This is a genomic window from Kitasatospora sp. NPDC032150, assembly GCF_055579945.1.
In genome coordinates this window covers 222145-247808 of record NZ_JBVIMH010000001.1, presented here as the reverse complement: position 1 = coordinate 247808, position 25664 = coordinate 222145, and the positions used below count along the sequence as shown (strand labels likewise).

The following is a 25664-nucleotide window of genomic DNA, read 5'->3' as shown; positions in this document are numbered from 1 at the left end:
CCGGGCCTCTGGCCGGTACGGTCAGATCTCGTCGTCCAGCCCCTGCTCGATCGCGTAGCGCACCAGCTCGACGCGGTTGTGCAACTGCAGCTTGCCGAGCGTGTTCTGGACGTGGTTCTGCACCGTACGGTGCGACAGCACCAACCGGTCGGCGATCTGACGGTACGACAGGCCCTTGGCGACCAGCCGGAGCACCTCGGTCTCCCGGGCGGTCAGCTTGGGGACGGCCAAAGATGTGGCGGCCGCGGCGGGTTCGGCGGCCAGGCGGCGGAACTCGCCCAGCACCAGGCCGGCGAGCCCGGGAGTGAACACCGGGTCCCCCAGTGCCGTCCGGCGGACCGCGTCCAGCAGCTCCTCGCGCCCGGCCGACTTGACCAGGTAGCCGGTGGCGCCGGACTTGACGGCCTCCAGCACGTCCGCGTGCTCACCGCTCGCGGAGAGCATCAGGATCCGCACCAACGGGTCGTACCCCAGCACCTGGCGGCAGACCTCGACACCGGACAGGCCCGGCAGGTTGAGGTCGAGGACCAGGACCTGCGGGGCGGAGGCGCGGGCCCGGCGGACCGCCTCCTCGCCGTCCCCGGCGGTGGCGACCACGGCCATGCCGGCCTCGGTGAGATCCCGGGAGACCGCGTCCCGCCACATCGGGTGGTCGTCCACCACCATGACGCGGATCTGATCGACGGTCACTCGCCCTCCCTGGGCACTCGCAGTTCCACCTCGACGCCCTCGCCGGGCACCGAGTACAGCTCGGCGGTGCCGCCGAGATCCAGCAGCCGTCCCCGGATCGACTGGGCCACCCCGAGCCTGCCGGACCGCTCGGCCTCGCCGAGCCGCCCGGCCGGGAAGCCGGGGCCGTCGTCCCTGATGCTCACGGTGACGGCCTCCGGCTCGTCCTCGACCAGGATCCAGGCGCGGGCCTGCTCGCCCGCGTGGCGGTGCACGTTGTCGACGGCCGCGCCGACGGCGGCGGCCAGTTCGCCGGCCACCCGGCCGGGCAGCCGTACCGGGGTCGCCGGTGCCGAGAGGGTGACCCGGTCGTCTGCGTACGGAGCGAGCAGCGCCCGCAGGTCCGCTTCGGCGTCCGAGGACTGCCGGGGCAGCGGCGCACCGGTCATCAGGGTGCGCAGCGCGCGCTCCTGCTCGCCGGCCAGCCGGCCGAGGTCGCCCAGGTCGCCCTCCTGGCGCTGCACCAGCGCGAGCACCTGGAGCACCCCGTCGTGGATGTCGCGGGAGAGCCGCTCGCGCTCGCGGGTGGCCGCCTCCACCTGGAGGGCCCGCACCAGGACCGCCTCGCTGGCCCGGGCGAGTTCCATCACGTAACCCACGGCGCAGCCGGCCACCAGCAGCAGCACGATGTTGTGCACGTTGTCGCCGGTGAGGCCGCCGTGGCCGGCGAAGTTCGCCACGCCGATCACGCTGCCCGAGAAGGCCGCGGCCCGCCAGCCGCCCTTGCCCGCGAAGCCGAGGACCGTGCCCGCCGCCCAGATGGTCGGCAGGGTCAGCGCACCGGCGTGGATCCGGGCGGGGGTGTCGATGATGCCGCTCATCACGATGCCGGTGACGGTGGCGGCCAGATCGGTGGCGAGCACGTACCGGGTGCAGCGGTTCGGGTCGGCGAAGGCGCGGGTGCTGGCGAGCGTCCAGAGGGTCAGCGCGCCGAGGTAGATCCAGCCGGAGACCGGGTGGAGGTAGTGCAGGTAGGAGTGGAAGTAGCGGATGACCGCGTAGCCGAGGGCCAGGATGCGGAAGAGGGAGATGGCGCGCCAGACCGGCATCTCGACCGACATGCCGCCCGCGGTGATCGCCCTGCCGGGACCGGACGCGTGTCCGGTGCCGGGTCTGTGGTCCGCCATCTTCCCCCCTGCCGTGCTTTCTCCGCTATTCCGAGTCCTTCTCCATTTCGGCCCGGTCCTTTTCGGCCTGGGCCTTCTCGGCCTCCTGCTGGGCTTTCAGGGCTTTCTGCTCGGCCTTGCGCTCCGCCTCGGCGCGCTTCTTGTCCTCGGCGATCTGCCGCTTGGCGGCGGTCGCGTAAATGTCCACGTACTCCTGGCCGGAGAGCCGCATGATCTCGTACATCACCTCGTCGGTGACGGAACGGAGAATGAAACGGTCGTTCTCCATGCCCTGGTAGCGGGAGAAGTCGAGCGGGCGACCGATCCGGATACCGGGCCGGATACCGAAGTTGGGGATCACCTGGCCGGGGGGCTGCACCTTCTCGGTGTCGATCATCGCGACCGGGATCACCGGGGCGCCGGTGGCCAGCGCGACCCGGGCCAGGCCGCCGACCTTGCCGCGGTAGAGCTTGCCGTCGGGCGAGCGGGTGCCCTCGGGGTAGACGCCGAACAGCTCGCCCCGCTCGATCACCGCGATGGCGCTGCGGATCGCCGCCTCGCCGGCGCCGCGGACGCCGGAGCGGTCCACCGGCAGCTGGCCGACGCCCTTGAAGAATGCGGCGGTGAGCCTGCCCTTGACGCCCGGCGTGGTGAAGTACTCCGCCTTGGCGATGAAGGTGACCCGGCGCTTCATCAGCGCGGGCAGGAAGAAGGAGTCCGAGAAGGAGAGGTGGTTGCTCGCGATGATCGCGGCCCCCTCCTCGGGGATGTTCTCCGCGCCCTCCAACCACGGCCGGAAGAAGATCCGCAGCAGCGGTGCGACGATCATCTTCATCAGTCGGTAGAACAACCCGGGCCTCCTGTTATACGGACCGGACGATCCTAATGCTTTCGGCCTGCGCAATGTGCACCCGCGCCGGGGCCGTGACTCGCCCGCCCGCCGCCGGACGCTCCCCCGCGGCTCGCTTCGGCTCGGGGGCCGGGTCCGCCCGGGCTGCGGGCCTGTACGGCGGCGGTGGCCGCGTGCGACGATTCGGATCCCAGTGCTGCCCGCGAAGGAGCCCGCAGATGCCGGTGTCACCACTGCTGCCCGGTGCCGAACCGTTCCGCCGGCCGGGCGGGCGGACCGGGGTACTGCTAGTGCACGGTTTCACCGGCTCCCCGCAGTCGATGCGGCCGTGGGCAGAGCGGCTGGCCGCCGCCGGGCTGACCGTCTCGGTGCCGCTGCTGCCCGGCCACGGCACCCGCTGGCAGGACATGCAGGTGACCCGCTGGGAGGACTGGTACGCCGAGGCCGACCGCGGGTTCCGCGAGCTGGCCGAGCACTGCGACCAGGTGTTCGTCTGCGCGCTCTCGATGGGCGGTGCGCTCGCCCTGCGCCTGGCCGCCCAGCACGGCCCGGCCGTCGCCGGACTGGTGCTCGTCAATCCGTCCGTCCGCTCCGACAATCCCTCGAGCGTGCTGCTGCCGGTGCTGCGGCACCTGGTGCCGAGCATTCCCGGGATCGCCAACGACATCGCGCTCGACGGCGCCGTCGAGGTCGGCTACGACCGTACGCCGCTGCACGCCGCCTGGTCGCTGAGCCGGCTGTGGCGGACGGTGCAGGCCGAGCTGCCCCGGGTACGGCAACCGGTCCTGCTGCTGCACAGCCCGCAGGACCATGTCGTCTCCCCCGCCAACTCCGCACTGGTGCTCGCCCGGATATCCTCGACCGACGTGACCGAGCTGCTCTGCGAGCGCAGCTTCCACGTGGCGACGCTGGACCACGACGCCGAGTTGATCTTCGAGGCGAGCCTCGACCTCATCCGGCGGCTGGCGCCCCTGGCGACCGCCGAGGCCGTGAACCACCTGGGCTGAAGGGCTGGTTGTGCAGAAGAGGCAGTACCGATGAGCACGGCGGCGGGCGGCGACGAGGAGCTGCCACGGGACGGCGAGGCCAAGGGGGACTCCCCCAAGGAGCCGGAGACGCCTGCCCGACGCCCGGCGGCGGGCAGCCAGGCCGAGCAGGACGCGATCTTCGCGGCCCTGGTCGCCCAGTTCGACGACCCGGTGGACCTCACCGACCCCGACTGGCCGGAGATCGAGAACCTCCGCGCCAAGGGCGAGACCGACGCCCGGGCGGCCACCCCGCCGGAACTGGCCGAGTTCACCCCCCAGCCGCGCCCCCGCCCGGCGGGCGGCTCGGGGCCGCGCGACTACGGCCTCGCCGAGGAGGAGGACGAGGGTCACTTCGTACAGCCCGACCCGCCGCTGCCCAAGGCGGACACCGCGGCCAAGTTCGCCTGGCTCGCGGTGCTCGGCGGCCCGGCGCTGCTGCTCTTCGACGCGCTGGTCTGGCGCGAGGTCTCCGGCTGGCCGGCCTGGGTCGGCATCATCGGCTTCCTCGGCGGTTTCGTCACCCTGATCGCCCGGATGAAGAGCCGCGACGAGGACGAACCCCCGGACCCGAACGGCGGCGCGGTCATCTGACCCACCCCCGCGCCGGCGGTACCCGCAGGACCGCCAGCACGGGCAGGTGGTCGGTGGCCGCCAGCAGGTCGGCCGGGGCGACGCCCGGCAGACCGTGCGGGACGCCGCAGGCCAGCACCTCGATGCCCGGGGAGGCGAAGACCGCGTCGATGCGCTGGTACGGGTTCTCGGGGACCGACGTCCAGGTGCCGCCCCAGGGGGCGGCGGCATGGGCGTCCTGGAAGTCGGCGGCCAGGCGCCGCCAGCCCGCATCGTCCGGATGCTCGTTGAAGTCGCCCGCGATGACGCCGAGTTCACCCGGCGAGAGCTGACCGGGGAGCAGCCCGAACTGCCGGTGGCGCTCCTCGGGATCGAGGCTGAGGTGGCAGCTGGTCACCACCAGCGGGGCCGCACCGCCGAGGCGGACCACGGCGGTGGCGAAGCCCCGGGCGTGAAGCCCCCGGGTCTTGGGGAGCAGCCGGTCCCTGGTCTCGGTCACCCGGACGCCGGGTCGGCCCAGCAGCAGCGGTCCGGCGGTGATCCGGCCGCCCCCGGCGAGGATCACGGTGCCCGTCCGCCGGGCCAGCCAGGCCGCCTGGCCGCCGGGGCGCCAGTAACGGGGGGACTCCTGAATGCAGATCAGGTCGGGTTCGCAGGCGCGGATCACCCGGACCAGGGCCCGTCGGTCGTCGCGCAGCGAACGGACGTTGTAGCTCAGCAGGCGGACGCGCCGTCCGCCGTCGGGCTCGTCCCCGGAGGCGGGCAGCGGAGGAAGCGGCATGCCCCCATGATCGGCCACCACCCGGGGGCGCACCAGGGGCACCGGGTCGGCGGTCCGGTGTCGGAGAACGCGGGAACCGCGCGAGCGGCCGCGTACGGCTGCTCGCGCGGTTCCCGCGGATTCGAGGCTCTCTCGGCGGGCCCGGCCCTGAGCGTCAGGTCCGCGCCAGGTCGGCCGCGCCGGCGATACCGGCGGCGGAGCCCATCGAGGCCAGCACGACCTCGGCGCGCGGGCGGTGCACCCCGCCCGTCAGGTACTTCTCGAACGCCTTGGCGACCGGGTCGAGCAGCAGCCGGCCGGAGTCGGAGACCCCGCCGCCGAGGACGAAGACCGCCGGGTCGAAGAGTGCGGCCAGGTCGGCCATGCCCCGGCCCAGCCAGTCGGCGAGCTCCTCGTAGCACTCCAGCGCGAGCGGGTCGCCACCCTCGGCGGCCTCGGTGATGTGGATGCCGCGGATGGTCTCGGCAACCCCGTCGTTGAGGTCGAGCATCCACTTGCCCCGCACCCGGTCCGCGGCGGCGCGCTCCCGTCCGTACCGGCGCAGCGCGCGCCCGGAGCCGTACTGCTCCCAGCAGCCCTTGCCGCCGCAGCCGCAGGGCAGGCCGTCCGGGACCATGTTGAGGTGGCCGATCTCGCCGGCCACGCCGAAGCGGCCGCGGTGCAGGCGGCCGTCCAGCACGATGCCACCGCCGATGCCGGTGCCGACGGTGATCAGGACCATGTCCTCGTACGCGGCCGCGGCGCCGAAGCGGAACTCGGCCCAGGCGGCGCAGTTGGCGTCGTTCTCGACCACCGCGCGCAGGCCGGTGAGCTCCTCGATCCGGCCCCGCAGGGGCTCGTTCTCCCAGGCGATGTTCGGGGCGAAGATCACCGTGGAGCGGTCGCGGTCGACGAAGCCGGGGGCACCGACACCGACGGCGGTCACGTCCGGGTGCTGGTCCTTGAGTTCACGGACGGCCTGGGCGATGGCATCGACCGCCCACTGGGGGTCGGCGGGGGTGGGTACCCGGGTCCGGGCGAGGATCTCGCCGTTCTCGTCGACCACGCCGGCCGCGATCTTGGTGCCGCCGACATCGACGCCGATGGTCAGAGCCATGTGTCCCTCAGCTATTCACTCGTTCCCGCTGCCTCGAACGGTACCCGGACAACGGTGCTCGCGTACACCGCGCTGCATACATTATCCGAAGACATTTTCCTGAGATCTCGGCAGCACGCTTTCAAAAGTCGTACGTTATGCCCTGATCAGTAACGTTGTGAAGCCGAGCCATCACCGGGTATGACCCGTGTTTTCACTAATTGTCCAATGGGCCGTCGAGATCGATGCGCTCCGAGTCCGGCTGCCCGGGGGCGGACCAGCGGCGCTCATGGCCCGAGACGGCGGCCCGGTAAGCGGCGAGCAGTTCGCCGCCCGCGGCGGCCAGGTGTCCGCACACCTCGGGGTGCTGCTCCCGCAGCCGGCTGCCGACCTCCTGGGCCTTCTCCCCCACCGCGACGGCGAACCGGCGGACCTCCTCGACCAGCGGGCCGAACTCACCGGTGAAGGGCTGGTCGGTCTTCTCCTCGGCCATCGGGCGCCTCTCTGCTGGGGCGGCCACCTCGGCCGCCGTGCCCGAGACGCTACCCGATGCCCTGGGGCCAGCCGGTCGGCCAGAGCGCCGGGTCCGGCGCGAAGCGGATCGAGAGCACGCCCTCGGCCATTCCGGCGCCCTGCACGGTGCAGCGGCGCAGCGCGGAGGGCAGCCGCAGGATCCGCCGGTAGCCGCCCAGACCGATCACCAACTCGTCACCACGACGGACGAGTTCCAGCTCGGAGCGGTCGGCGCCGGGCAGCACGAGACGCCAGACCAGCTGGCCCTCCTCGGCCAGCCGGTCCACGACCTGCCAGGAGGTGTCGTACGGGACCAACTCCCGCTCGCCGTACAACTGCGCGGCCACCCCCTCCAGGGTGGGCTCGGGCCGGCGGCCCACCAGCAGCGGCAAGTCGCCGAGTTCCCCGGCCAGTTCGGCGAGCCGGTCGCGCTCACGGGCGGCCTGGGCGGCAAGCCAGGGGTCGGTGGACTCCAACGCGGCGGCGGGCAGCGCGCGGTGGGCGACCACGGCGTCCAGGCGCTGGCCGTACAGCGCGAACCCGGCCCGGATCCGGCGCAGTTCGTCGAGGCTGTGGTGGCCGGCGTCCACCACCAGGCGGACGGAGGTGCCCGGGTGCTCGACCGCGGCACGGGCCTCGGCGAGCACGGCGGCGGCCTTGGCCCGGGCCTCGAAGAGCCAGTCGGCGGGCATCGGCACCCCGGCGACGGCCGCCAGCAGCGGGCGCAGCGCGCGGGCGGCCTGGCGCTGCTCGGGCAGCAGCCGGTCGAGATAGCGGGCGAGTTGTTCGGGCAGCGCCAGGGTGGCGATCAGCTCCGCCGGGGCGGGGGCGGCGACCACCAGCACCTCGGCGTCGGCGGTGCGCAGTGCGCGCAGCAGGGCGAGCCGGCCGGTACCCGGGAGCGGGGTGAGCTCCTCGGGGTCGAGCGGGGCGGCGCCGATCAGGTCGAGCGCGGGGCCGAGGCGGCCGCCGAAGCCGTCCAGCGCGGCCCGGAAGGTCTCCTGCTCGTCGACCCGGGCGACGGTGAGGTGCTCGGCGTACGGGGTGGGCAGCCCGGTGAGCCGGACGCCGAGGGCGGCGTCCAGGGTGCGGTGCGGGTCGTCGGCGGCGAGCAGCAGGGTGCGCCGGCCCTGGCCGGCGGCGTGCAGGGCGGTGGCCGCGGCGATCAGTGCCGAGCCGTCTCCGCTGACCAGGATCGTCCGCACCGCCGCCGCCTCAGCCCTCGACGCGCTTCTTCAACCCGGCGAGCGCCCGGTCGATGATGACCTTCTCCGCCTTGCGCTTGATCATGCCGAGCATCGGGATCTTGACGTCCACGGCGAGCTGGTAGGTGACCTCGGTGCCACCCCTGACCGGAACCAGGGTGTAGGAGCCGTCCAGGGCGCGCAGCATCTGGCTCTTGACCAGCGTCCAGGACACCTCGCGGTCGTCGTCCCAGGTGTAGGCGAGGACGTGCTCGTCGCGGATCGCCCCGGCGTCGAGCAGCAGACGGACCTGGGTGGCGCGGCCGCCCCCGGCGCTCTCCAGGACCTCGATCTCCTTGACCTCTCCGGTCCACGCCGGGTACGCGGCGAAGTCCGCGATCACGGCCATCACCTCGGCCGGGGTCGCGGCGATGGTGATGCTCGACCTGGTGTGTTCCGCCATGGAACGGTCCTCCGCGTCTCTTCCGATTTGCGCCCAGGGCAGGTTATCGCGCCGTACCGGCGCTCCTGCGCCGCGGGGCTCCGGCCGACCGCACGGATCCCGGCTACCGGCGGGTCACATCGACGCTGTCGTATGGTGCGTGTCGAAACCTCCCGGTTCGCCCGCGGCAGCGAAGCGGATCCCGCCAGACCTGGCCGAACGGTGTGACTCTCGGAACAACCGGACCGACACCCCTGGTCGAATCCATATACCGGGCAGTAACGTCCTGCCGTCCCGCAGCGTCGCAGACGAGGAGCAGTCTTGCTCGAGTTCAGCCTTCCGGCCCTATACCAGGTACCGAGTACCGGTAATCTCGCCGACCTCGTCCACCAGAACGCCGAGCGGCACCCGGGCGTGGCAGTGATCAGCCGTAAGGTCGAGGGCCGGTGGGCCGATCTGACGGCCGTGCAGTTCCTCGCCGAAGTGCACAGCACCGCCAAGGGCCTGATCGCCTCCGGCGTGCAGCCGGGCGACCGGGTCGCCGTCATGTCCCGCACCCGGTACGAGTGGACGCTGCTGGACTTCGCGATCTGGACCTCGGGCGCGATCACCGTGCCGGTCTACGAGACCTCCTCCGCCGAGCAGGTGGAGTGGATCCTCGGCGACTCCGGGGCGGTCGCCGTGATCACCGAGACCGACAGCCACGCGGCCGTGGTGGACGGCATCCGCGAACGGCTGCCGGAGCTGAAGCACACCTGGCAGATCGAGACGGGCGCCATCGCCGCCCTCGCCGAGGCCGGTGCCGGGGTCGACGACGACACCGTCACCGAGCGCCGCTCCCTCGCGGACGCCGACTCGATCGCCACCATCGTCTACACCTCGGGCACCACCGGGCGCCCCAAGGGCTGCCAGCTGACGCACGCCAACTTCCTCGCCGAGCTGGGCAATGTGACGGCCCGTCTGACGCCGCTCTTCCGGACCGGCGACGGCTCGGTCCTGCTCTTCCTCCCGCTGGCGCACGTGCTGGGCCGGATCGCCGAGATCGCCGCCGCCATCGCGCCGATCAAGCTGGGCCACGTCTCCGACATCAGGGACGTCACGGGCGAGCTGGCCTCCTTCCGCCCGACCCTGATCCTGGGCGTGCCCCGGGTCTTCGAGAAGGTGTACAACACCGCGCGGACCAAGGCACAGGCCGAGGGCAAGGGCAAGATCTTCGACCAGGCCGCCGACACCGCCATCGCCTACAGCCGGGCGCTGGACCAGGGCGGCCCGGGCCTGATCCTCAGACTCAAGCACGCGCTCTTCGACAAGCTGGTCTACAGCAAGCTGCGCGCCGCGCTCGGCGGCCGGGCCACCCACGCCATCTCCGGCGGCGCCCCGCTCGGCGAGCGGCTCGGCCACTTCTACCGGGGCATCGGCTTCACCGTCCTGGAGGGCTACGGCCTGACCGAGACCTGCGCGGCCACCGCCTTCAACCCGCACGACAAGCCGAAGATCGGTACGGTCGGCCAGCCGCTGCCCGGTTCCTCGGTCAGGATCGCCGAGGACGGCGAGGTGCTGCTCAAGGGCCCGCAGGTGTTCACCGGCTACTGGAACAACCCGGCCGCCACCGCCGAGGCCCTGCGCGAGGGCTGGTTCGCCACCGGCGACCTCGGTTCCCTGGACGACGAGGGCTACCTCACCATCACCGGCCGGAAGAAGGAGATCATCGTCACCGCGGGCGGCAAGAACGTCGCCCCCGCCGTGATCGAGGACCGGATCCGCGCCCACGCCCTGATCGGCGAGGTGATGGTGGTCGGCGACCGCAAGCCCTTCATCTCCTGTCTGATCACCATCGACGAGGACTTCTTCCCCAAGTGGAAGGAGCTCAACGGCAAGCCCGCCGAGGCCACCCTCGCCGAGCTCCGCGAGGACCCCGACCTGCTGGCGGCCGTCCAGTCTGCCGTGGACGACGGCAACCTGGCCGTCTCGCACGCCGAGGCCGTGAAGAAGTTCCGCATCCTCGACACCGTCTTCTCCGAGGCCAGCGGCTACCTGACCCCCTCGCTCAAGCTGAAGCGCAACGTCGTCCTCAAGGACTTCGCCGCCGACGTCGAGGCCCTCTACCAGCGCTGAGAGAGCGCCCCCGGGGCGGCGGGGAGGTTGGCAGCACCCCGGGCGCCCGCGCCTCGTTCAAGGGCACTCGGCTGAGCAGACAGGGGCATGCCCCTCGCTCCCGAGGGATCCCTCCGGGAGCGAGGGGCCCTCCCCGGCCCGGCGGCTCAGGCGGCCAGCAGCGAGGTGAGCCGCCCGGCGAGGAGGTCCCAGCGCCAGGAGCGTTCCACCCAGCGCCGCCCGGCCTCCCCCATCCGCCGGCGCAGCTCCTCGTCGTGCAGCAGCCGCACGATCCGCTCGGCCGCGGCCGCCGCGGACCGCCCGGACACCACGTACCCGGTCTCACCCTCCAGGACGGCGTCCGGCGCCCCGCCCGAGTCGCCGGCGACCACCGGCAGCCCGGTCGCCGAGGCCTCCAGGTAGACGATGCCCAGGCCCTCCACGTCCAGGCCGCCCCGGCGGGTGCGGCAGGGCATGGCGAAGACGTCCCCGGCACCGTAGTGCGCGGGCAGCTCCTCCCACGGCACCGCGCCGGTGAACCGCACCGAGCCGCTCACGCCCTTGGCCTCGGCCAGCTTGCGCAGCTCGGGCAGGTACGGGCCGCCGCCGACGATCAGCAGCACGGCGTCCGGCACCGAGGCCAGGATCTGCGGCATCGCGGCGATCAGGGTGTCCTGGCCCTTGCGCGGCACCAGCCGCGACACGCAGACGACGACCGGGCGGTCGCTCAGTCCCAGCCGGGCCCGGATCTCGGCGCCGCCGGAGTCCGGCCGGAAGGTCTGCTCGTCCACCCCGGGCGGCAGCTGCACCATCCGCTTCGCGGCCGCCCGGCCGACCGCGGCGGCGATCCGCGAGCGGGTGTACTCGCCGAGGTAGGTGAGGGTGTCGGTGCCCCCGCCGATCCGGTGCAGCAACTGCCGGGAACCGGGCAGCTGGGCCCAGGCGGCCTCGTGCCCGTGGGTCATGCCGAGCAGCCGTCCGGCCCCCGCCCGACGCAGTGCCGGGGCCATCAGCCCGAGCGGCGCGGCGGCCCCGAACCATACCGAGTCGCACCCCTCGGCCCGCAGGATCTCGGCGGCCCGCCGGGTGACCCTGGGGGTGGGCACCATCATCTTCGTCCGGTCCCGGATCACCGGAAAGGGCTGCTCCGCGTCGAACCGCCGGACCTCGCTGCCGTCACGCCACGTGGAGGCGTACACCACGATGCTTCCGGCGGGCTGGCGCACGGCCATGTTGTGTACGAACGCCTGGATTCCGCCGGGCCGCGGCGGGAAGTCATTGGTGACGATCAGGGTCTTGTGCATGCCACGGCTCGCTCGGTCGGGGGGTGCTCGGTGTACCGCTCGGTGATCCGTACCATAGGTCAACACCGCGGCTCACCGGGAACGCGGCCGGGCACCGCAACCGTTTCCCTCCCGTGCCGGTCCGGAAGGACGAGGGGTCTCGCGGGCACAGCCGCACGGCCCGTTATTCGTACGAGGGAGCGCAGTGGAGTTGGTCCCGGCCGGTGTCACCGGCAACACCGGCAGCACCGCACTGCCACGCCCCGACCGCCCGGCCGGCGGGGCACTGTGGGGCCTCGCGGGCGGCTGGGTGGTCACCCGGGTACTGATCGTGCTGATGGCGTCCGGCGTGCTGCGGATCTCCGGCACCGACGTCACCGCCGACGTCTCGGTGATCTACCACGGCTGGTACGAGGTCCTGCAGACCGGCACCTTCCCGCTGGACGACGTGACCTGGCAGTACCCGCCGGGTGCGGCGCTGGTGATCATGCTGCCCGGCCTGCTGCCCTGGTCCTATCTGGTCTCCTTCTTCGTCGTCTGCGGCGTCCTGGACGCGCTGGTGATGGCCCTGCTGATGCGGGCCGGAACCCGGCGGGGACGCAGCTACACCGGCGCCTGGGTCTGGGTGGCGGGTGTTCCGCTGCTCGGGCCCACGGTCTACTGCCGGTACGACATCGTGGTGACCGCCGTCGCGGTGGCCGGGCTCCTGGCGCTGCTGCGCCGGCCGGCCATCGGCGGCATCCTGCTGGGCTTCGGCGGCCTGGTGAAGATCTGGCCGGTGCTGGCGCTGGCAGGCACCCCGCGCGGCCGCCGCACCCGCCGTTCCTGGACGGCCGCGGTGGCCACCCTGAGCACCCTGTGCTTCCTGCTGGCGGCCGGGATGAACGGCGCCTTCGAATTCCTGAAGTTCCAGCGGGACCGGGGCATCGAGGTGGAGTCCCTCGGCGCGCTGCCGCTGCACTTCGCCCGGCTGGCGGGCGCCTGGCCGGGCCAGGTCTCGATGAACTACGGCTCGCTGGAGCTGCTCGGTCCCTGGGTGCCGCTGATCTCCCAGCTGTCGGTGGCGGCCACCGCGCTCGGCTTCGGCTGGCTGCTGCTGTGGCGGCTGCGGGCCAAGCGCTGGCAGGCCGCCACCGGGTACGACGCGGCGCTCGCCGCACTGCTGATCTTTACCGTGACCAGCCGGGTGATCAGCCCGCAGTACCTGGTCTGGCTGATCGGCGTGGCGGCGGTCTGCCTGACCGTGCGCGGCACCAGCCAGAAGCCGGTCGCGGTGCTGATCCTGGTCGCCACCCTCTTCACCACCCTGGAGTTCCCGATCCTGTTCGGCCAGGTGCACCACAGCCAGCCGTGGGGCGTGGCGGTGCTGACCGTACGGAACGGGCTGCTGCTGGCGGCCACCCTGGTCTCCTGCCGCCGCCTGTGGCGCGCCACCCGGGACCCGGACGCCGAGCGCACCGTCGTACTCCCGCCCCTGGAGCGGACGGGCTACCCGGTCCGTCCCGGTATCGCCTACGAGCAGGACCTGCTGGACGGCCTCGGCTCCGAGACCGCCAGGAAGTAGGGCCCGCTCTCGCGACGGGTTCCGGCGGGTGGTGGACGCCGCCGCGTGCCTGAGCGCTCCCGACCGCGGCCCCGCTACGGCCGCGTCGGCAGCCGGCGCACCTCGCCGATCCACTGGCGGGTGAACTCGTCGAGAGAGACGCCGAGTTGGGCACGGAACAGCCCGTCGAGCCCCTGCGACCTCGCCGGGTCGGCCGCGCCTACCGCCCGGTAGAGCGAGACCAGGTGCTTCTCGCTCCACCGCGTGGCGATGAGGTTGCAGGCCAGCCAGGCCAGTTCGTAGGCCTGGGCTATACCGGACGATCCGGCGGCGAAGTCCTTGTCCAGGGGCAGCGCGCTCGGCAGCCGGCCGGCCGACACGTCGCCCGCGAGCTCCGGGGCGATCTGTCGGGCGCTGCGGCCCCTGCCGCGGTAACCCGTGTAGTCGGCCACGCCCTCGGAGAGCCAGAGCGGAGTCCAGGGCCTGGTGTCGGCCCGGGTCGCGACATGGGTGGCCTCGTGGGTGGTGACGACCCTGCGGCCCAGGTCGCTGAGCCCGGCGTAGGCGTCCGGGTTGAGCAGTATCCGGTCGGCGGCGGTGCCGTGCGGGGCACCGGCGGCCGCGGTGGTGACGGCGGCTATGCCCTGGTAGTCGGAGGCGGAGACCCCCAGCAGCTGGGCGAACTGCTCCTCGCTCTGCGGGGTCTCGACCAGCAGCCGCCCCGCCCAGCCGTCGCCCCAGACCTCCTCGACCGCTGGTACCGCCTGGTCCACGACCTCGGCGGTCCTGGCCAGGTCGGCGCTCCCCAGCAGGCCCAGCACCAGGCAGTGGCTGCCGCGCGCCACCCGGACGGTGCCCAGGTCCCAGAGCGCGGCGGCCCCGGTCGGCTCGTCCTTGGCCAGCAGCCAGCCGCCGTCACCGCGGACGAGCTCCAGGGTGCGGCCCAGCAGCGCCGGGTGGTCGTCGACACCGCGCAGCCGGTAGCCGAGATCGGCCGCCACGGTGATCCGGTCGGCGTCCCGGGGCTCGGTGAAGTCGGTCATCCGGTAGAAGAGGTCGGCGAACGGGAGGTCGCGACAGCGGGCCAGCACCTCCTGCTGGGCATCCCTGGCCTCCGGGGCCACGTCCGCGAGCAGCCCGGTCGAGTCCGAACCGAGCAGCGCCTTGGCCCGCCGGGACAGCAGGGCCTCGATCCGCGGCCGGACGGGCGGACCCGCGGCGGCGACCCCCTCGGCGGTACCGGCCGACGAGCGCGCCCCGGCCCCGGAGAGCTGAACGAGGCCGCCGGCCGCCAGCAGCAGCGCGCCGCGCCGGGACAGCAAGGGCCGACCTGCCCCGGTCGGCCGGGGCAGGTCGGTGACCAGCGGTTCGTGGTCCGTGTTCAGACCCGCACCACCCCGGCCACCGGCATCGCGTTCACACTCTCGTAGCGGACCCTGGCGCCCGGGTGGGGCGCGTGCACGACCACCCCGCCGCCGGCGTACATGCCGACGTGGTGCATGTCCCTGAAAAAGATCACCAGGTCTCCCGGTCGTGCCTCGCTCAGGCTCACTCGCCGCCCCGCGTACATCTGCGCCTGCGAGGTGCGCGGCAAGGTCACTCCGGCCTGCCGCCAGCTCCAGTACATCAGACCCGAGCAGTCGAAGGCATTCGGGCCCGCCGATCCGTACACGTAGGGCGTGCCGATCCGAGAGGTGGCGGCGGCCAGCGCGGCGGCGGCGCGGTCGGAGGAGGCGGGCAGGTCGCCGAGGTCGAGCCGGTCGGTGCCGCGGGTGGCGCGCTGCTCCGCCTCCCTGGCGTCCTCCACGGCCATCCCGGCCCGCTCGGCCGCTCCGAGGGTGTTGAGCAGCCGCTGGGCCTGGTCGAGCCGCTGCTGGATCTGCTGCTTGCTCTCCGCGAGGGTACGGCGGGCCTCCTCCAGCTCGGCGAGCTTGGCGGTGGTCTCGGCACGGCGCTGGTCGAGCCTGAGCTGCCGGTCGATCACCTGCCGGACGGCGGCGCTCTGCCGCTCGGCGGCCTGGTTGAGGCTGCGGGCCCGGGCGAGGTACCCGGCGGGATCGGTGTCCAGCATCAGTGCGACGGCCGGGTCGATGCCGCCGGCCCGGTACTGGGCGGCGGCCACCGCGTTGAGATCGCCGCGCAGCCGGTTCAGCTCGTCCTGCGCGGCGGCGACCTGGCCCTGCAGGCCGTCGGCCTCGCTCTGCAGACGCTTCTGGTACTCCTGGGCGGCGTTGAACCGCTCCGCCGCCCGATCGGCCTCCTCGTACAGCTGGTCGACCTGAGCCCTGACCTCCTGCTTCGACGGCGGCTCCCCCGGTGCGCCCGGGGCCGCCTGGGCCGGGCCGCCGAGCGTCATGCCGAGTGCAGTGGTGGCCGCTGCCGTGAGCGCCAAGGCGCGGGCCAGCCGCTGCGTGCCCTGCAGGGGGGAACGGCGGTGCATCGACATCGGGGCGGCTGCTCCATTCGTCCTCGGCTAACGTCCGGGGGCAGACGTTAGCGACTTCGGAGGAGCTAGTCCAAACCCTTGCAACACCGAATATTTGACCACTAATCGGACATTTACTCGACTAGCCCGGGAAGGCCGCAGGCCCGGCCCCTTGGAGACGGGGCCGGGCCTGCGGACGGGAGCGCGAAGAGGTCAGACGCGGATGATGGCCGCGATCGGCAGAACGGTGGCCGGCATGTACTTGACGTTCTCGCCGGTACGCGGAGCGTGGACGACCTGGCCGCCACCCGCGTACATGCCGACGTGGTGCATGTCGCTGTAGAAGATGACCAGGTCACCGGGCTGGGCCCTGGAGATGTCGGTACCGATGTTGGTGCCGGCCGACGCCTGCTCCTGCGAGGTGCGCGGGATCGAGACGCCGGCCTGCGCGTAGGCCCACTCCATCAGACCCGAGCAGTCGAAGGAGTCCGGACCCTCGGAACCCCACTGGTAGGGCTTGCCGATCTGGCTCTCGGCGTAGGCGAGCGCGCGGGCGGCGTACGAGCCCGACGCCGGCACGTGGACCGTGCTGCCACCGCCACCGCCGGTGCCGGTACCGCCGCCACCGCTGCCGCCGCCGAGGTCGGTGCGGTTCTGGTCGCGGGAGGCACGGGCGGCGGCGTCCGCGGCGGCCTGGGCCTGGGCCAACTGCTCCCGCTGCTGCTGGGTCAGCGAGTCGAGCAGCTCCCGGGCCTTCGCCAGCTTCGCCTGGACGTCATCCTTCTGGGCCTTGAGGTCCTGGGTGGTGGCGTCCAGCTCGCCCAGTTTCTGCTGGGCCTCGGCCTTCTGCTGGTCCAGCTTCGCCTGGTCGGCCTTGAGCGTCTTGAGCGCGTCGGCCTGCGAGAGGCCGATCTGCTGGACCGAGTCGGCCCGGGAGAGGAAGGAGTCCGGCGAGCTGGAGAGCATCAGCTGCACGGTCGGGGATATGCCGCCGTTGCGGTACTGCTCGGCCGCGACCTCGGCCAGCCCGGACTGCACGGTGCTCACCTGCGCCTGTTGGCGGGCCACCTGGTCCTGCAGGTCGTTGACCTGCTTCTGCAGTTCCTGCTGCTTCTCGTTGGCCGCGTCGTACTTCTCGCTGGCGACCTCGGCCTGGTCGTTGAGCTGGTCGACCTGGGTCTTGACCTCGTCCAGGGTCGGCTTCGGGTCGGCGTGCGCACCGACCTGGGAGGAGATGGCCACCGCGGTCGCGGCTGTCGCCGTCATGATCGACACGCGGACACGGCTTGCAGGCTTGGGACGACGATGGGACGCCACGAAGGCGGACTCCTTCTTCCTACGTCCGCCTACCGGGTGAGCTGACGGGTTCGGGCTGGAAGACATGCCCTACGACGCCTCACCGGCCCGCGTCCCCGACGGCCGGCCGGCCTGGCGCCGATTCACCCCGAGGAACGTGGTTCCCCGGCTCCGATCCGCAGCACCCCCAACAGGGGCTTCCCCGTGGACAGTTGAACTGCCCGTGCTGCCTCTCGGACTCGGCGGTAACCACCGCCGCCACCCTGGCTGGGTGATCGACTGTACGGTGGTTCAGCTCCCGACCCTAGTAACGAAACCGTGATCCGTTCAAATCCTTGTCAGAAAAAATTCTGAGTCAACGCCAAGTTCATTTGTGAACCGACCGTGCGTGACAACTCGGATACCGACGGCTGACATGCTTTCACGAAAACGGCCCGCCGAAGTGCCCTGCATCACAGGACGGTTTCGGCGGGCCGGGAAGCCGGACTCGCAGCGGTCGTCAGACCCTGCGGATGGTGAGGATCAGCATCGCGTCCGCCTTCATCGTCCGCACCACGTCACCGGTGTGCGGGGCGTGCACCACCATGCCGTTGCCGATGTACATCCCGACGTGGTGCGCGTCGCTGCCGTAGATGACCAGGTCGCCGGGCTGTGCCTGGTCCAGCGAGGGCACCCGGGAACCGACCGAGGCCTGCTCCTGCGAGGTGCGCGGCAGCGAGACACCCGCCTGCGCGTACGACCAGACCATCAGGCCCGAGCAGTCGAAGGTGGTCGCACCCTCGGCACCCCAGACGTACTCCGAACCCCGCTTGCTCAGCGCCGCGTTGACCGCGACGCCGGCGTAGCCGCCCGCGCTCGGCAGCGAGCCGAGGTCGGCCCGGGAGTCGCCGCGCGAGGCACGGTCGGCCGCCTCGACGGCGGCCCGCTCCTGTGCGGTGAGCGAGTTCAGCAGGTTCTTGGCGTCCTGCAGCTTCTGCTGCACCTGGGCCTTGGCGTCGTTCAGCTCCTGGGTGTTGCGGTCCAGCTCGGCGAGGACGGACGCCGCCTCCTGCTTCTGCTGGTCCAGGCGGGCCTGCTGCTCCTTCAGCGCCTTCAGGATGTCGGCCTCGGTCTGGTTGATCTGCTGAGCGCTGGACGCCTGCTCCAGGTAGCCGTCCGGGTTGGACGAGAGCATCAGGGTCACGGACGGGTCGATACCGCCCGAGCGGTACTGGTCACCGGCCACTGCCGACAGGCTGGTCTGCAGCTGCGTCAGCTGCTCCTGACCGCGCGCGACCTGGTCCTGGAGCTGGTCGGCCTGCTTGCGCAGCTGGTCGGCCCGCTCCTGGGCGCCGTTGAACTTCTCGGCCGCCTGCTCCTGCTCGGTGTTCAGCTGGTCGATCTGGACCTTGACCTCGTCCTTGCTCGGCTGGGCGGGCGCCGCGTGGGCACTCGCGTTGGCCGACAGGGCGACCGCGGTCGCAGCTGCAGCGGTCAGCACGGACACCCGCGCGCGGCTCGGCTGCTTGGGACGGCGGTGGCTGGCCAAAGGACTGGCTCCTTCTTCCTGCTGGCTCCGTCCGTTCGGGCGGAATTCCGGAAAATAGGTTTGACGCCAGACCCTAGTGAAGATGACGGATTCGCGCCACTCCCTCGCCGGTGCCAACCTCCAGTCCCCGCATGGAATTCACCGGTCCGTCACATATCGCCGGGAATGTCCGGAGCGTCGTAAACGCCGGACCCTGCGGGCAGCCGGAAGGACCGACCCCCAGGTCAGGACCGGGACAGCCGGTTCAGCAGCAGCACGGACGACACCGGGCGCGCCCCCGCCTTCCGAACCCCGTCGGCGATCTCCTTGTCGGCGGAGACCACCACCACCGGACGTCCCTTCGGCTCGGCCCGGACCAGACGCCGGATCAGCTCGTCCGCCGTCTCCCCGGTCCGGCTGAACCGCACCCGGACGCCGCGCGGGGGCGCCATTATCACCGGTACGTCGAGGTCCTGCCCGTCGAACACACAGGTGACCTCCGCCTGGGTCCGCTGCGCCAGCATCGCCAGCCCGCCGAGCAGCCGAATCCGCTGTTGCTCCAGCGGCAGCGTCGGGTAGCCGGTCTTGGTGACGTTGTAGCCGTCCACCACCAGGTGCACCTGAGGGATCGCCAGCAACTGGTCCAGCAGCGCCGGGTCGTCCTCCGCCAGCCCGCGCCGGGCCACGTCGTTGGGCGAGGCCGAGCCGGGCACCACCGCGTCCACCAGATCGGCCGGACGGATCTGCGAGACCGGCAGCGCCAGCTCGCGCTGCAACCCCTGCGCCGAGTGCAGCACGGTGTCCAGCAGCAGCCGCAGCCGCATGTCCTCGATGCTGCGCCCCTCCCTGGACGAGCGGCGACCGGCCTCAACGGCCGTCTCCAGCTCGGCGATCCGGTGCCGCAGCCGCCGCGCCTCACCCTCCGCCGCACTGCGCTCGGCGGCGGCGGCGGCCCTGACCGCATCCAGCTCCAGCTGCATCTTGCGCGTCTCGGCCTGCGCCCGCCGGGTGTCGCTCTCCAGGCTGCGCACCCGCTTGCGCAGCGACTCCGCCTCCCTGCGGACACCCTCCGCGTCGGCCCGCTGGCGGTCCAGATCAGCCCGCCCCTGGGCCCGTACCTCGGCCAGCTCCTCCTGGAGCTTCTCCACGACCCGGGCGGCCTCCGCCGCGGCCCCCTCGGCGCCCGCCCGCTCCACCTGTTCCCCGGCCTCGGCCACCAGCCTCGCCCAGCCCGCCGGCCGCAGCAGGTACGCGGCGGCGGCGACATCCATCGGGTCGGCGGCGCCGGGCACGCTCCCGGCCTCCAGCGCCTTGACCAGATCGGGCTGGCCCAGCCGAAGCCGGTCCGCTATCCGGAGCCGGAACAGCGGCTCGGACTCCAGGGCGGCGGCCAGTGCCGTGCCCGCGTACTTGGCCCGCCGGGCCGTGGTGAACCTCGCGTACTGGCGCAGCGAGCCGGGCACATCGGCCTGTGGCAGTCCGCCCAGTGCGTCTGCGGCGATTCCGACCACCCGGCGGCGCACCCCCTCGGGCAACGGCCGGTCCAGCTGCTCGGCCTCGGCGGGCTCGGTCTGCTCGGCCCCAGCGGGCCCGGCCTCGGCAGGTCCGGTCCGCTCGGTCTCGGCCGCAGCGGCCTCGGCGGCCTCGGCGGCCAGGGCCGCCGGTACCTCGACCGCCGCCGTCCCGGCCTCGGGACCGGGAGCGGCACCGGCCACCGGGACGGCGCCGGCCTGGTCCACAGCGGGCCCACGCCCCTGCGGCTCGGCCGGCCCCCTCGCTGTGTCCACCACGTCCTCGGCTCCGATCCTGCTCTGCGGGTCCCCTACGGCCCCTTGCCGCTGGCCCTCAAACCCACCGCTCTCTGCAATTGTCCCGTGTACCGTGCCCCTCCCGGGACCCCGTCACACACCGGGGGCGGCAGGCCCCGGCCCATGGGACAGCGGCCCCGCCCGGCCGCGCACAGGGCGCTCGATGCCGGGACGGGCCGTCCGGCGTCAGGCGTCCTTCTGCTCCTCGGCGCCGGGACGGGCCACCAGCTCGACCTGGTCCACGGCGTTGCACCAGCGGCAGCGCACCGACTCGATGGTCTCGGCCAGCACCTCGGTCTCCTCCACCTTGGACTCGCCCGCCAGGTCGAAGTGCAGGTACTCGACGACCTTCGCCGAGCGGGTCACGTCGAAGCGGGTCAGGTTGCCGCAGAGGGTGCAGCGCCAGCGGGTCTCGGCAGTGGGGGCGGCGATGCTCATCGGCGCGGTCCTCATCTCTCGTGAGCTCCCTCGGCTGTCGCCCAGGTCGGCTGCGGTGGCTGGTGCGGTACGGCGGCCCAAGCCTATTGCCTGCCCCTACCCGGCCCGCCACCGGTACGGACCTCCCCGGCTTCGCCCGGCGGCTAGCCCACACGCAGTACACCTCGGTGTCGTCCGGGACCACCCGAGGAATGCTCGTCTCCATGGCGACTCCCGTCCTCGACCACCTCGCCACCCAGGACGGCATCCCGCCCCCCAGAGCCCCGGTGGTCACCCTCGCCCTGATCGCGGCCAGCGCGGTGCTGCTGCTGGCCGGCCCCAGCCTCGGCCTCAGTCCGGGCTACGGCACCGGCCCGAGCCGGATCTGCGCCGAGCAGCGCTACGAGCAGCGCTGGGGCGCGGTGCCCGCCGAACTGGTCGCCAACCGCCCACTGACCGCCGCCCAGCTGGCCACCCTGCCGCCGGCCGTTCCCGGCTGCCTGCTCTCCCCCACCCCGGGCAAGATCCCCGCCCTCTCGGTGCTCACCTCCTTCTTCGTCCACGCCGGATGGCTGCACCTGCTCGGCAACATGCTCTTCCTCTTCGTCTTCGGCCCCGGCGTCGAGGAGCGCTTCGGCCGGTTCCGCTTCCTGCTCGGCTACCTCGCCGTCGGTGCGCTGGCCACCTACGGCTACGCGGCTGCCCAGGCGCACTCACCGGAGGCGGTGCGCGCGCTGGTCGGTGCCTCGGGCGCGATCTCCGGAGTACTCGGCACCTATCTGCGGCTCTACCCGAGGGCCCGGGTCACCGCGCTGGTGCCGCTGCTGTTCTTCCTGCCGCTGCGGTTCCCCGCCTGGCTGGTGCTCGGACTGTGGTTCGCGCTGCAGTGGTGGTCGGTGCACACGGGTGGCACCGAGGTCGCCTACCTGGTGCACGTGATCGGCTTCGCCACCGGCTACCTGGCCACCTGGGCAGTGACCCTGGCCCGCCCCGATACGCTGGCCCCCTCCCCACGGACAGGAGCCGACGAGTGATCACCGCGATCGTTCTCATCAAGACCAGCGTCGACCGGATCCCCGAGATCGCCGAGGCCATCGCCGCCCTCGAGGGCGTCAGCGAGGTGTACTCGGTGACCGGCGGCTACAACCTGGTGGCGATGGTGCGGGTGCGGCGGCACGACGATCTGGCCGCGGTGATCCCCGGCAAGCTCAACAAGGTCCCCGGAGTGCTGGACACCCAGACCCAGATCGCCTTCCGCACCTACTCCCAGCACGACCTGGAGGCCGCCTTCGCACTGGGCCTCGACGAGTAACCCGGCGCCGCCCCGCTACGCCCGCTCGCGCCGGGTGTCCGCCACGCAGCGCCCGCCCTCGCTCCGGTAGGTCCACCGCGCGCCGTCCGTGACCAGCTCGCGGACGGCCACCAGGAAGCGGTCCAGGTGCTCGTCGGGCGTCCCGGCGCCGAAGCTGACCCGGATCGCGTTCAGGCTGCGCTCGCCGGGCAGCGACGGCTCGGGGGCGCCGCACTCCGAGGGAGCCGCGTCCTCACCGCCGAGCAGCGTACGGACCAGCGGGTGCGCGCAGAACAGACCGTCCCGCACCCCGATCCCGTACTCGGCGGAGAGCACCGCCGCGAAGTGCGAGCTGTTCCAGCCCCGCACCACGAACGAGAGCACCCCCACCCGCGCGGAGTCCGCACCGAACAGGCTGAGCACCCTGACCTCGGGGATCTCGGCCAACCCGGCCTTGAGCCGCTCGACCAGTCGCTGCTCCCGGCCCTCCAGCGCGTCGAAGCCGGCCTCGGTCAGCGCCCGGCAGGCCGAGGCGATGGCGTAGGCGCCGATCACGTTGGGCGACCCCGCCTCGTGCCGGGCGGGCCCCCGGTGCCACTCGACGGCCACCGACCCGTCCGCCTCCCGGGCCACCGTACGGCTGGCGCCGCCGCCGGCCAGGTACGGCTCGGCCGCGTCCAGCCAGTCGCCGCGCCCGGCGAGCACGCCCGCGCCGAACGGGGCGTACAGCTTGTGGCCGGAGAAGGCGATCCAGTCGACATCCAGCTCGCGGACGGAGACCCGGTGGTGCGGGGCCAGCTGCGCGGCGTCCAGCACGACCCGGGCACCGTGCCGGTGGGCGACCTCGGTCAGCTCGGCGACCGGCCACAGCTCCCCGGTGACGTTCGAGGCACCGGTCACACAGAGCAGCCGCGGGCCTTCGGGGTGCTCGGCGAGCGCGGCGTCCAGCGCGGCGACCGCCTCGGCGTGCGAGCGCGGGGCGCGCAGGTAGCCGACCGTCAGGCCGTGGCGGCGCCACGGCAGCAGCGAGGCGTGGTGCTCGGTCTCGAAGGCGAAGACCCGGGTGCCCGCCGGAACCACCCCGGCCAGCAGGTTGAGCGAGTCGGTGGTGGAACGGGTGAACACCGTCTGGTCGCCCTCGCGCAGGTCCAGGAAGTCCGCGACGGTACGGCGGCTCTGTTCGAACAGGTCGGTGGACAGCTGCGAGAGGTATCCGGCGCCGCGGTGCACACTGCCGTAGTACGGGGCGTAGGCGGCGACGTCGTCCCAGACCCGCTGGAGCGCCGGGGCACTGGCCGCGTAGTCCAGCGCGGCGTACCCGACCTTCTCACCGCTGACCAGCGGGACCTGGACGTCGTGGCCGAGGACGGCGAGCGGGGCACAGCCCTCCGAAAGGGTGCCTGCCGTCGAAGGGGCGGCAGCGGGCGACTGGTGAGCGGACATGGGAACGCACTCCTCTGGGGCCGGGGACCCCGGGAATGCAGATACACCGGGCGTCCGCGCTTGCCGCGCGGACGGATCGCCACGCAGCCCGGTCCTCACCCAGGGCACCCCGCCACGGACGGAGGGTTGCCGGACAGCCAGCTGGGGCTTGACGCTGTCACTCATGACCTGCGCTGGACTTTAGGCCAGCCCCGAAGGACGGTCAAACGACATCCCACACTCCGGACGGCCCTCTCCGGCTCCGCAGAAGCGCAGGCCCCGGGCGCGCGCGAAACCGCGCCGAGCTGCGGCCGGGCCGGCCTTCCGGACCACCGGACCTGACGGGTCGGCGGGCCGCACCCGCCGGATGCGGGTGCGGCCCGCCACCTCCCGTGACGCGCGCCTCCCCCTCGGAGCCGGCGGGGCTACGCGCGTGCCGTCGCCTCGGCCCACCGCTTGAGGACGTCCTGCGCGGCACCCGAGTCGATGGCAGCCGCCGCCCGCTCCATCCCGGCCCGCAGCTGGTCGGCCAGCGGCGCGTCCGTCAGGTCCAGCGCCACCAGCGCGGCAGCGGTGTTGAGCAGGACGGCGTCCCGTGCCGGACCGCGCTCACCGCCCAGCACCCGGCGCGCGACACCGGCGTTGTACTCGGCGTCGGCACCGCGCAGCGCCTCGATGCCGACCGGCTCGATGCCGACCTCGCGCGGGTCGAAGGAGGTCTCGACGATCTGACCGTCCTTCACGATCCACACGTGCGAGGTGGTCGAGATGGTCAGCTCGTCCAGGCCGTCGTCACCCCGGAAGACCAGCGCGCGGGCGCCCCGCCGGGCCAGCACTCCCGCGATCAGCCCGGCCAGGCGGGTGTCGAAGCAGCCGATCGCGTGCGCGGTGACCCGGGCCGGGTTGGTGAGCGGCCCGAGGATGTTGAAGGCGGTCGGCACCCCGAGGTCGCGGCGGGCCGGGGCGGCGTGCCGCATCGCCGGGTGGAACTTGGCGGCGAAGCAGAACGTCAGGCCGACCTCCTCGGCCACCTCGGCCACCCGGCGGGTGCTGAGGTCGAGGCTGATGCCGAGCCGCTCCAGGACGTCGGAGGAACCGCTGGCGGAGGAGGCCGCCCGGTTGCCGTGCTTGACCACCTTCGCGCCGGCGGCCGCCGCCACGATCGCGGACATGGTGGAGATGTTGACGGTCTTGGCCCGGTCGCCGCCGGTACCGACGATGTCCACCGCGGGCCCGGGGATGTGCAGCGGCTCGGCGTGCGCGTACATCGACTCGACCAGACCGGTGATCTCGTCCACCGTCTCGCCCTTGGCCCGCAGCGCGACCATGAACCCTGCCACCTGCACCGGGGTCGCCTCACCGCTCATGATCCGGTCCATCGCCCAGACCGCGTCCGTCTGGGCGAGGTCGCTGCCCGACAACAGGGTGCTCAGGAGGTCCGGCCAGGTGCGGATCACCTGCGCGGGGTCGATACCGCCGTTCGCAGGGTTCACGTTCACCATGGCCGACTCCAGCTCTCGTGTTCACCGAAAGGAATGAAGCCAGCCTATCGACCGGGCGGGCACCCGTGCCGTTGTCTTCTCTTCTACCGAGACGCCCCGCTGAGACGCCCCGCCCCGGAGATCAGTGGCGGGTGGGCGTCCGCGCCTCGAGCCGGGCCCGGAGCAGTGCGGCGACCGCCCTAGCGAGTGCCACCGGGTCGACGGGCTGCGAGATCGCGGCGTCCGCCCGGCTCCAGGCCGCCAGCCAGGAGTCCTGCGGCCGGCCGATCAGCACCAGCACGGGCGGGCAGCCGTAGATCTCGTCCTTGATCTGCCGGGCGACCCCGAGCCCGCCGGCCGGGACGGCCTCGCCGTCCAGGATGCAGAGGTCGATCCCGCCGCGCTCCAGCGCCCGCAGCACCGCGGGCACCGTCGCGCACTCCAGATGACGCAGTTCCGGCAGATCGGCGGCGGGCCGCCGACCGAGCGCGAGAGTCACCTGCTCCCGGGTGTTGCGGTCGTCGCTGTAGACCAGAACGGTGAGCGTCTCGTCGGTCGTGTGCGCCATGGGGCCTGCTCCCGGGGGCTCGTCCTCTATAACGTCTGCTCCGACGAGTCCAGTGTGATCCGGACCACGTCTACTTCCGGATGCTACTCCCGCCCACCCCCCGGGGTGAGCCCCTGGCGCGATCTCGCTCAAGGCACCGCGCGCGGGCCTCACCCACCCGGAGGACGGGCCGTCACCCCGATATCGTCACATCACCCGGACGGTGGAGGCCCTAGCCCAGCCGGACCGGCTCGCGCGGTAGCGACACGCGG

General features: G+C 72.7%; 24 protein-coding genes and 2 riboswitches. Of the genes, 6 read left to right on the top strand and 18 right to left on the bottom strand.

What is annotated here, in order from left to right; genetic code table 11:
- Positions 1 to 21: 21 nt before the first annotated feature.
- The 3 genes from ACZ5ON_RS01085 to ACZ5ON_RS01075 are packed head-to-tail and all read right to left on the bottom strand — an operon-like array spanning position 22 to position 2670.
- Positions 22 to 666: a response regulator gene (locus ACZ5ON_RS01085; protein ID WP_465583936.1), complete on the bottom strand. Its 645-nt coding sequence runs from the start codon at positions 664 to 666 to the stop codon at positions 22 to 24.
- Between the two features lie 20 nt (positions 667 to 686).
- The gene (macS, locus tag ACZ5ON_RS01080; RefSeq protein WP_465583140.1) at positions 687 to 1856 is read right to left on the bottom strand and encodes a MacS family sensor histidine kinase; all 1170 of its coding nucleotides are present in this window, start codon (positions 1854 to 1856) and stop codon (positions 687 to 689) included.
- 25 nt (positions 1857 to 1881) lie between these two features.
- A complete protein-coding gene (locus ACZ5ON_RS01075; RefSeq protein ID WP_465583933.1) occupies positions 1882 to 2670 on the bottom strand; it encodes a lysophospholipid acyltransferase family protein in 789 nt (262 codons plus the stop codon).
- A 233-nt stretch (positions 2671 to 2903) separates the two neighbouring features.
- On the opposite strand from ACZ5ON_RS01075, the gene ACZ5ON_RS01070 reads away from it, so the two are divergent.
- Both ACZ5ON_RS01070 and ACZ5ON_RS01065 read left to right on the top strand, forming a co-directional pair.
- Positions 2904 to 3692, top strand: a complete 789-nt coding sequence (locus ACZ5ON_RS01070) for an alpha/beta hydrolase (RefSeq protein WP_465583136.1) — start codon at positions 2904 to 2906, stop codon at positions 3690 to 3692.
- Positions 3693 to 3722: 30 nt separating this feature from the next.
- Positions 3723 to 4304: a hypothetical protein gene (locus ACZ5ON_RS01065; protein ID WP_465583132.1), complete on the top strand. Its 582-nt coding sequence runs from the start codon at positions 3723 to 3725 to the stop codon at positions 4302 to 4304.
- On the opposite strand, the gene ACZ5ON_RS01060 is transcribed toward ACZ5ON_RS01065, so the two are convergent.
- From ACZ5ON_RS01060 to ACZ5ON_RS01040, 5 genes are all read right to left on the bottom strand, one after another.
- The gene (locus ACZ5ON_RS01060) at positions 4297 to 5064 is read right to left on the bottom strand and encodes an endonuclease/exonuclease/phosphatase family protein (RefSeq protein WP_465583129.1); all 768 of its coding nucleotides are present in this window, start codon (positions 5062 to 5064) and stop codon (positions 4297 to 4299) included. The genes ACZ5ON_RS01065 and ACZ5ON_RS01060 overlap by 8 nt on opposite strands.
- 154 nt (positions 5065 to 5218) lie before the next feature.
- Positions 5219 to 6160, bottom strand: a complete 942-nt coding sequence (locus tag ACZ5ON_RS01055; RefSeq protein ID WP_465583126.1) for an ROK family glucokinase — start codon at positions 6158 to 6160, stop codon at positions 5219 to 5221.
- Positions 6161 to 6356: 196 nt separating this feature from the next.
- A complete protein-coding gene (locus ACZ5ON_RS01050) occupies positions 6357 to 6632 on the bottom strand; it encodes a DUF5304 family protein (protein ID WP_465583122.1) in 276 nt (91 codons plus the stop codon).
- A 49-nt stretch (positions 6633 to 6681) separates the two neighbouring features.
- Complete coding sequence (locus ACZ5ON_RS01045; protein ID WP_465583118.1) at positions 6682 to 7857, bottom strand: ArsA family ATPase; 1176 nt, start codon at positions 7855 to 7857, stop codon at positions 6682 to 6684.
- A 10-nt stretch (positions 7858 to 7867) separates the two neighbouring features.
- Positions 7868 to 8299 (bottom strand): SRPBCC family protein, encoded by a 432-nt coding sequence (locus tag ACZ5ON_RS01040; RefSeq protein ID WP_465583115.1) that lies wholly within the window; start codon positions 8297 to 8299, stop codon positions 7868 to 7870.
- Between the two features lie 300 nt (positions 8300 to 8599).
- Between ACZ5ON_RS01040 and ACZ5ON_RS01035 the strand changes: the two genes are divergently transcribed.
- The gene (locus ACZ5ON_RS01035; protein WP_465583112.1) at positions 8600 to 10393 is read left to right on the top strand and encodes an AMP-dependent synthetase/ligase; all 1794 of its coding nucleotides are present in this window, start codon (positions 8600 to 8602) and stop codon (positions 10391 to 10393) included.
- Positions 10394 to 10539: 146 nt separating this feature from the next.
- Here ACZ5ON_RS01035 and ACZ5ON_RS01030 read toward each other — a convergent pair whose 3' ends face one another.
- On the bottom strand, positions 10540 to 11676 hold the full coding sequence (locus ACZ5ON_RS01030) for a glycosyltransferase family 4 protein (protein ID WP_465583105.1): 1137 nt from the start codon (positions 11674 to 11676) through the stop codon (positions 10540 to 10542).
- Positions 11677 to 11908: 232 nt separating this feature from the next.
- Between ACZ5ON_RS01030 and ACZ5ON_RS01025 the strand changes: the two genes are divergently transcribed.
- A complete protein-coding gene (locus ACZ5ON_RS01025; RefSeq protein ID WP_465583930.1) occupies positions 11909 to 13219 on the top strand; it encodes a glycosyltransferase 87 family protein in 1311 nt (436 codons plus the stop codon).
- A gap of 74 nt (positions 13220 to 13293) precedes the next feature.
- On the opposite strand, the gene ACZ5ON_RS01020 is transcribed toward ACZ5ON_RS01025, so the two are convergent.
- From ACZ5ON_RS01020 to ACZ5ON_RS00995, 6 genes are all read right to left on the bottom strand, one after another.
- Positions 13294 to 14520: a hypothetical protein gene (locus ACZ5ON_RS01020; protein ID WP_465583102.1), complete on the bottom strand. Its 1227-nt coding sequence runs from the start codon at positions 14518 to 14520 to the stop codon at positions 13294 to 13296.
- A 59-nt stretch (positions 14521 to 14579) separates the two neighbouring features.
- The gene (locus ACZ5ON_RS01015) at positions 14580 to 15644 is read right to left on the bottom strand and encodes a C40 family peptidase (RefSeq protein ID WP_465583097.1); all 1065 of its coding nucleotides are present in this window, start codon (positions 15642 to 15644) and stop codon (positions 14580 to 14582) included.
- Between the two features lie 192 nt (positions 15645 to 15836).
- Positions 15837 to 16940: a C40 family peptidase gene (locus ACZ5ON_RS01010; RefSeq protein ID WP_465583093.1), complete on the bottom strand. Its 1104-nt coding sequence runs from the start codon at positions 16938 to 16940 to the stop codon at positions 15837 to 15839.
- Between the two features lie 10 nt (positions 16941 to 16950).
- Positions 16951 to 17113: riboswitch (cyclic di-AMP (ydaO/yuaA leader) on the bottom strand.
- 305 nt (positions 17114 to 17418) lie between these two features.
- Positions 17419 to 18447: a C40 family peptidase gene (locus ACZ5ON_RS01005; protein WP_465583090.1), complete on the bottom strand. Its 1029-nt coding sequence runs from the start codon at positions 18445 to 18447 to the stop codon at positions 17419 to 17421.
- Positions 18448 to 18671: 224 nt separating this feature from the next.
- A complete protein-coding gene (locus ACZ5ON_RS01000) occupies positions 18672 to 20081 on the bottom strand; it encodes an NYN domain-containing protein (protein ID WP_465583926.1) in 1410 nt (469 codons plus the stop codon).
- A 339-nt stretch (positions 20082 to 20420) separates the two neighbouring features.
- Positions 20421 to 20672, bottom strand: a complete 252-nt coding sequence (locus ACZ5ON_RS00995; protein WP_465583087.1) for a hypothetical protein — start codon at positions 20670 to 20672, stop codon at positions 20421 to 20423.
- 203 nt (positions 20673 to 20875) lie between these two features.
- Between ACZ5ON_RS00995 and ACZ5ON_RS00990 the strand changes: the two genes are divergently transcribed.
- On the top strand, positions 20876 to 21685 hold the full coding sequence (locus ACZ5ON_RS00990; RefSeq protein WP_465583085.1) for a rhomboid family intramembrane serine protease: 810 nt from the start codon (positions 20876 to 20878) through the stop codon (positions 21683 to 21685).
- A complete protein-coding gene (locus ACZ5ON_RS00985) occupies positions 21682 to 21963 on the top strand; it encodes an Lrp/AsnC family transcriptional regulator (RefSeq protein ID WP_344634125.1) in 282 nt (93 codons plus the stop codon). Before ACZ5ON_RS00990 ends, ACZ5ON_RS00985 begins: the two co-directional genes overlap by 4 nt.
- A gap of 15 nt (positions 21964 to 21978) precedes the next feature.
- On the opposite strand, the gene ACZ5ON_RS00980 is transcribed toward ACZ5ON_RS00985, so the two are convergent.
- From ACZ5ON_RS00980 to ACZ5ON_RS00970, 3 genes are all read right to left on the bottom strand, one after another.
- Positions 21979 to 23385: an aminotransferase class V-fold PLP-dependent enzyme gene (locus ACZ5ON_RS00980; RefSeq protein ID WP_465583080.1), complete on the bottom strand. Its 1407-nt coding sequence runs from the start codon at positions 23383 to 23385 to the stop codon at positions 21979 to 21981.
- 51 nt (positions 23386 to 23436) lie between these two features.
- Positions 23437 to 23554, bottom strand: a riboswitch (SAM riboswitch).
- Between the two features lie 235 nt (positions 23555 to 23789).
- Positions 23790 to 24866 carry an anthranilate phosphoribosyltransferase gene (trpD, locus tag ACZ5ON_RS00975; RefSeq protein ID WP_465583076.1) on the bottom strand — a complete coding sequence of 359 codons (1077 nt, stop codon included), beginning with the start codon at positions 24864 to 24866 and terminating at the stop codon, positions 23790 to 23792.
- Between the two features lie 121 nt (positions 24867 to 24987).
- Positions 24988 to 25413, bottom strand: coding sequence for a hypothetical protein (locus ACZ5ON_RS00970; protein ID WP_465583073.1), 426 nt, complete (start codon positions 25411 to 25413; stop codon positions 24988 to 24990).
- Positions 25414 to 25664 lie beyond the last annotated feature (251 nt).

What these genes read in the sequence shown, in the direction of transcription:
- ACZ5ON_RS01085 (WP_465583936.1), bottom strand. Translation starts at nt 666, where the DNA reads ATGGTGGTGGACGACCACCCGATGTGGCGGGACGCGGTCTCCCGGGAT.
- macS (WP_465583140.1), bottom strand. Translation starts at nt 1,856, where the DNA reads ATGGCGGACCACAGACCCGGCACCGGACACGCGTCCGGTCCCGGCAGG.
- ACZ5ON_RS01075 (WP_465583933.1), bottom strand. Translation starts at nt 2,670, where the DNA reads ATGAAGATGATCGTCGCACCGCTGCTGCGGATCTTCTTCCGGCCGTGG.
- ACZ5ON_RS01070 (WP_465583136.1), top strand. Translation starts at nt 2,904, where the DNA reads ATGCCGGTGTCACCACTGCTGCCCGGTGCCGAACCGTTCCGCCGGCCG.
- ACZ5ON_RS01065 (WP_465583132.1), top strand. Translation starts at nt 3,723, where the DNA reads ATGAGCACGGCGGCGGGCGGCGACGAGGAGCTGCCACGGGACGGCGAG.
- ACZ5ON_RS01060 (WP_465583129.1), bottom strand. Translation starts at nt 5,064, where the DNA reads ATGCCGCTTCCTCCGCTGCCCGCCTCCGGGGACGAGCCCGACGGCGGA.
- ACZ5ON_RS01055 (WP_465583126.1), bottom strand. Translation starts at nt 6,160, where the DNA reads ATGGCTCTGACCATCGGCGTCGATGTCGGCGGCACCAAGATCGCGGCC.
- ACZ5ON_RS01050 (WP_465583122.1), bottom strand. Translation starts at nt 6,632, where the DNA reads ATGGCCGAGGAGAAGACCGACCAGCCCTTCACCGGTGAGTTCGGCCCG.
- ACZ5ON_RS01040 (WP_465583115.1), bottom strand. Translation starts at nt 8,299, where the DNA reads ATGGCGGAACACACCAGGTCGAGCATCACCATCGCCGCGACCCCGGCC.
- ACZ5ON_RS01030 (WP_465583105.1), bottom strand. Translation starts at nt 11,676, where the DNA reads ATGCACAAGACCCTGATCGTCACCAATGACTTCCCGCCGCGGCCCGGC.
- ACZ5ON_RS01015 (WP_465583097.1), bottom strand. Translation starts at nt 15,644, where the DNA reads ATGTCGATGCACCGCCGTTCCCCCCTGCAGGGCACGCAGCGGCTGGCC.
- ACZ5ON_RS00995 (WP_465583087.1), bottom strand. Translation starts at nt 20,672, where the DNA reads ATGAGCATCGCCGCCCCCACTGCCGAGACCCGCTGGCGCTGCACCCTC.
- ACZ5ON_RS00990 (WP_465583085.1), top strand. Translation starts at nt 20,876, where the DNA reads ATGGCGACTCCCGTCCTCGACCACCTCGCCACCCAGGACGGCATCCCG.
- ACZ5ON_RS00980 (WP_465583080.1), bottom strand. Translation starts at nt 23,385, where the DNA reads ATGTCCGCTCACCAGTCGCCCGCTGCCGCCCCTTCGACGGCAGGCACC.
- trpD (WP_465583076.1), bottom strand. Translation starts at nt 24,866, where the DNA reads ATGGTGAACGTGAACCCTGCGAACGGCGGTATCGACCCCGCGCAGGTG.
- ACZ5ON_RS00970 (WP_465583073.1), bottom strand. Translation starts at nt 25,413, where the DNA reads ATGGCGCACACGACCGACGAGACGCTCACCGTTCTGGTCTACAGCGAC.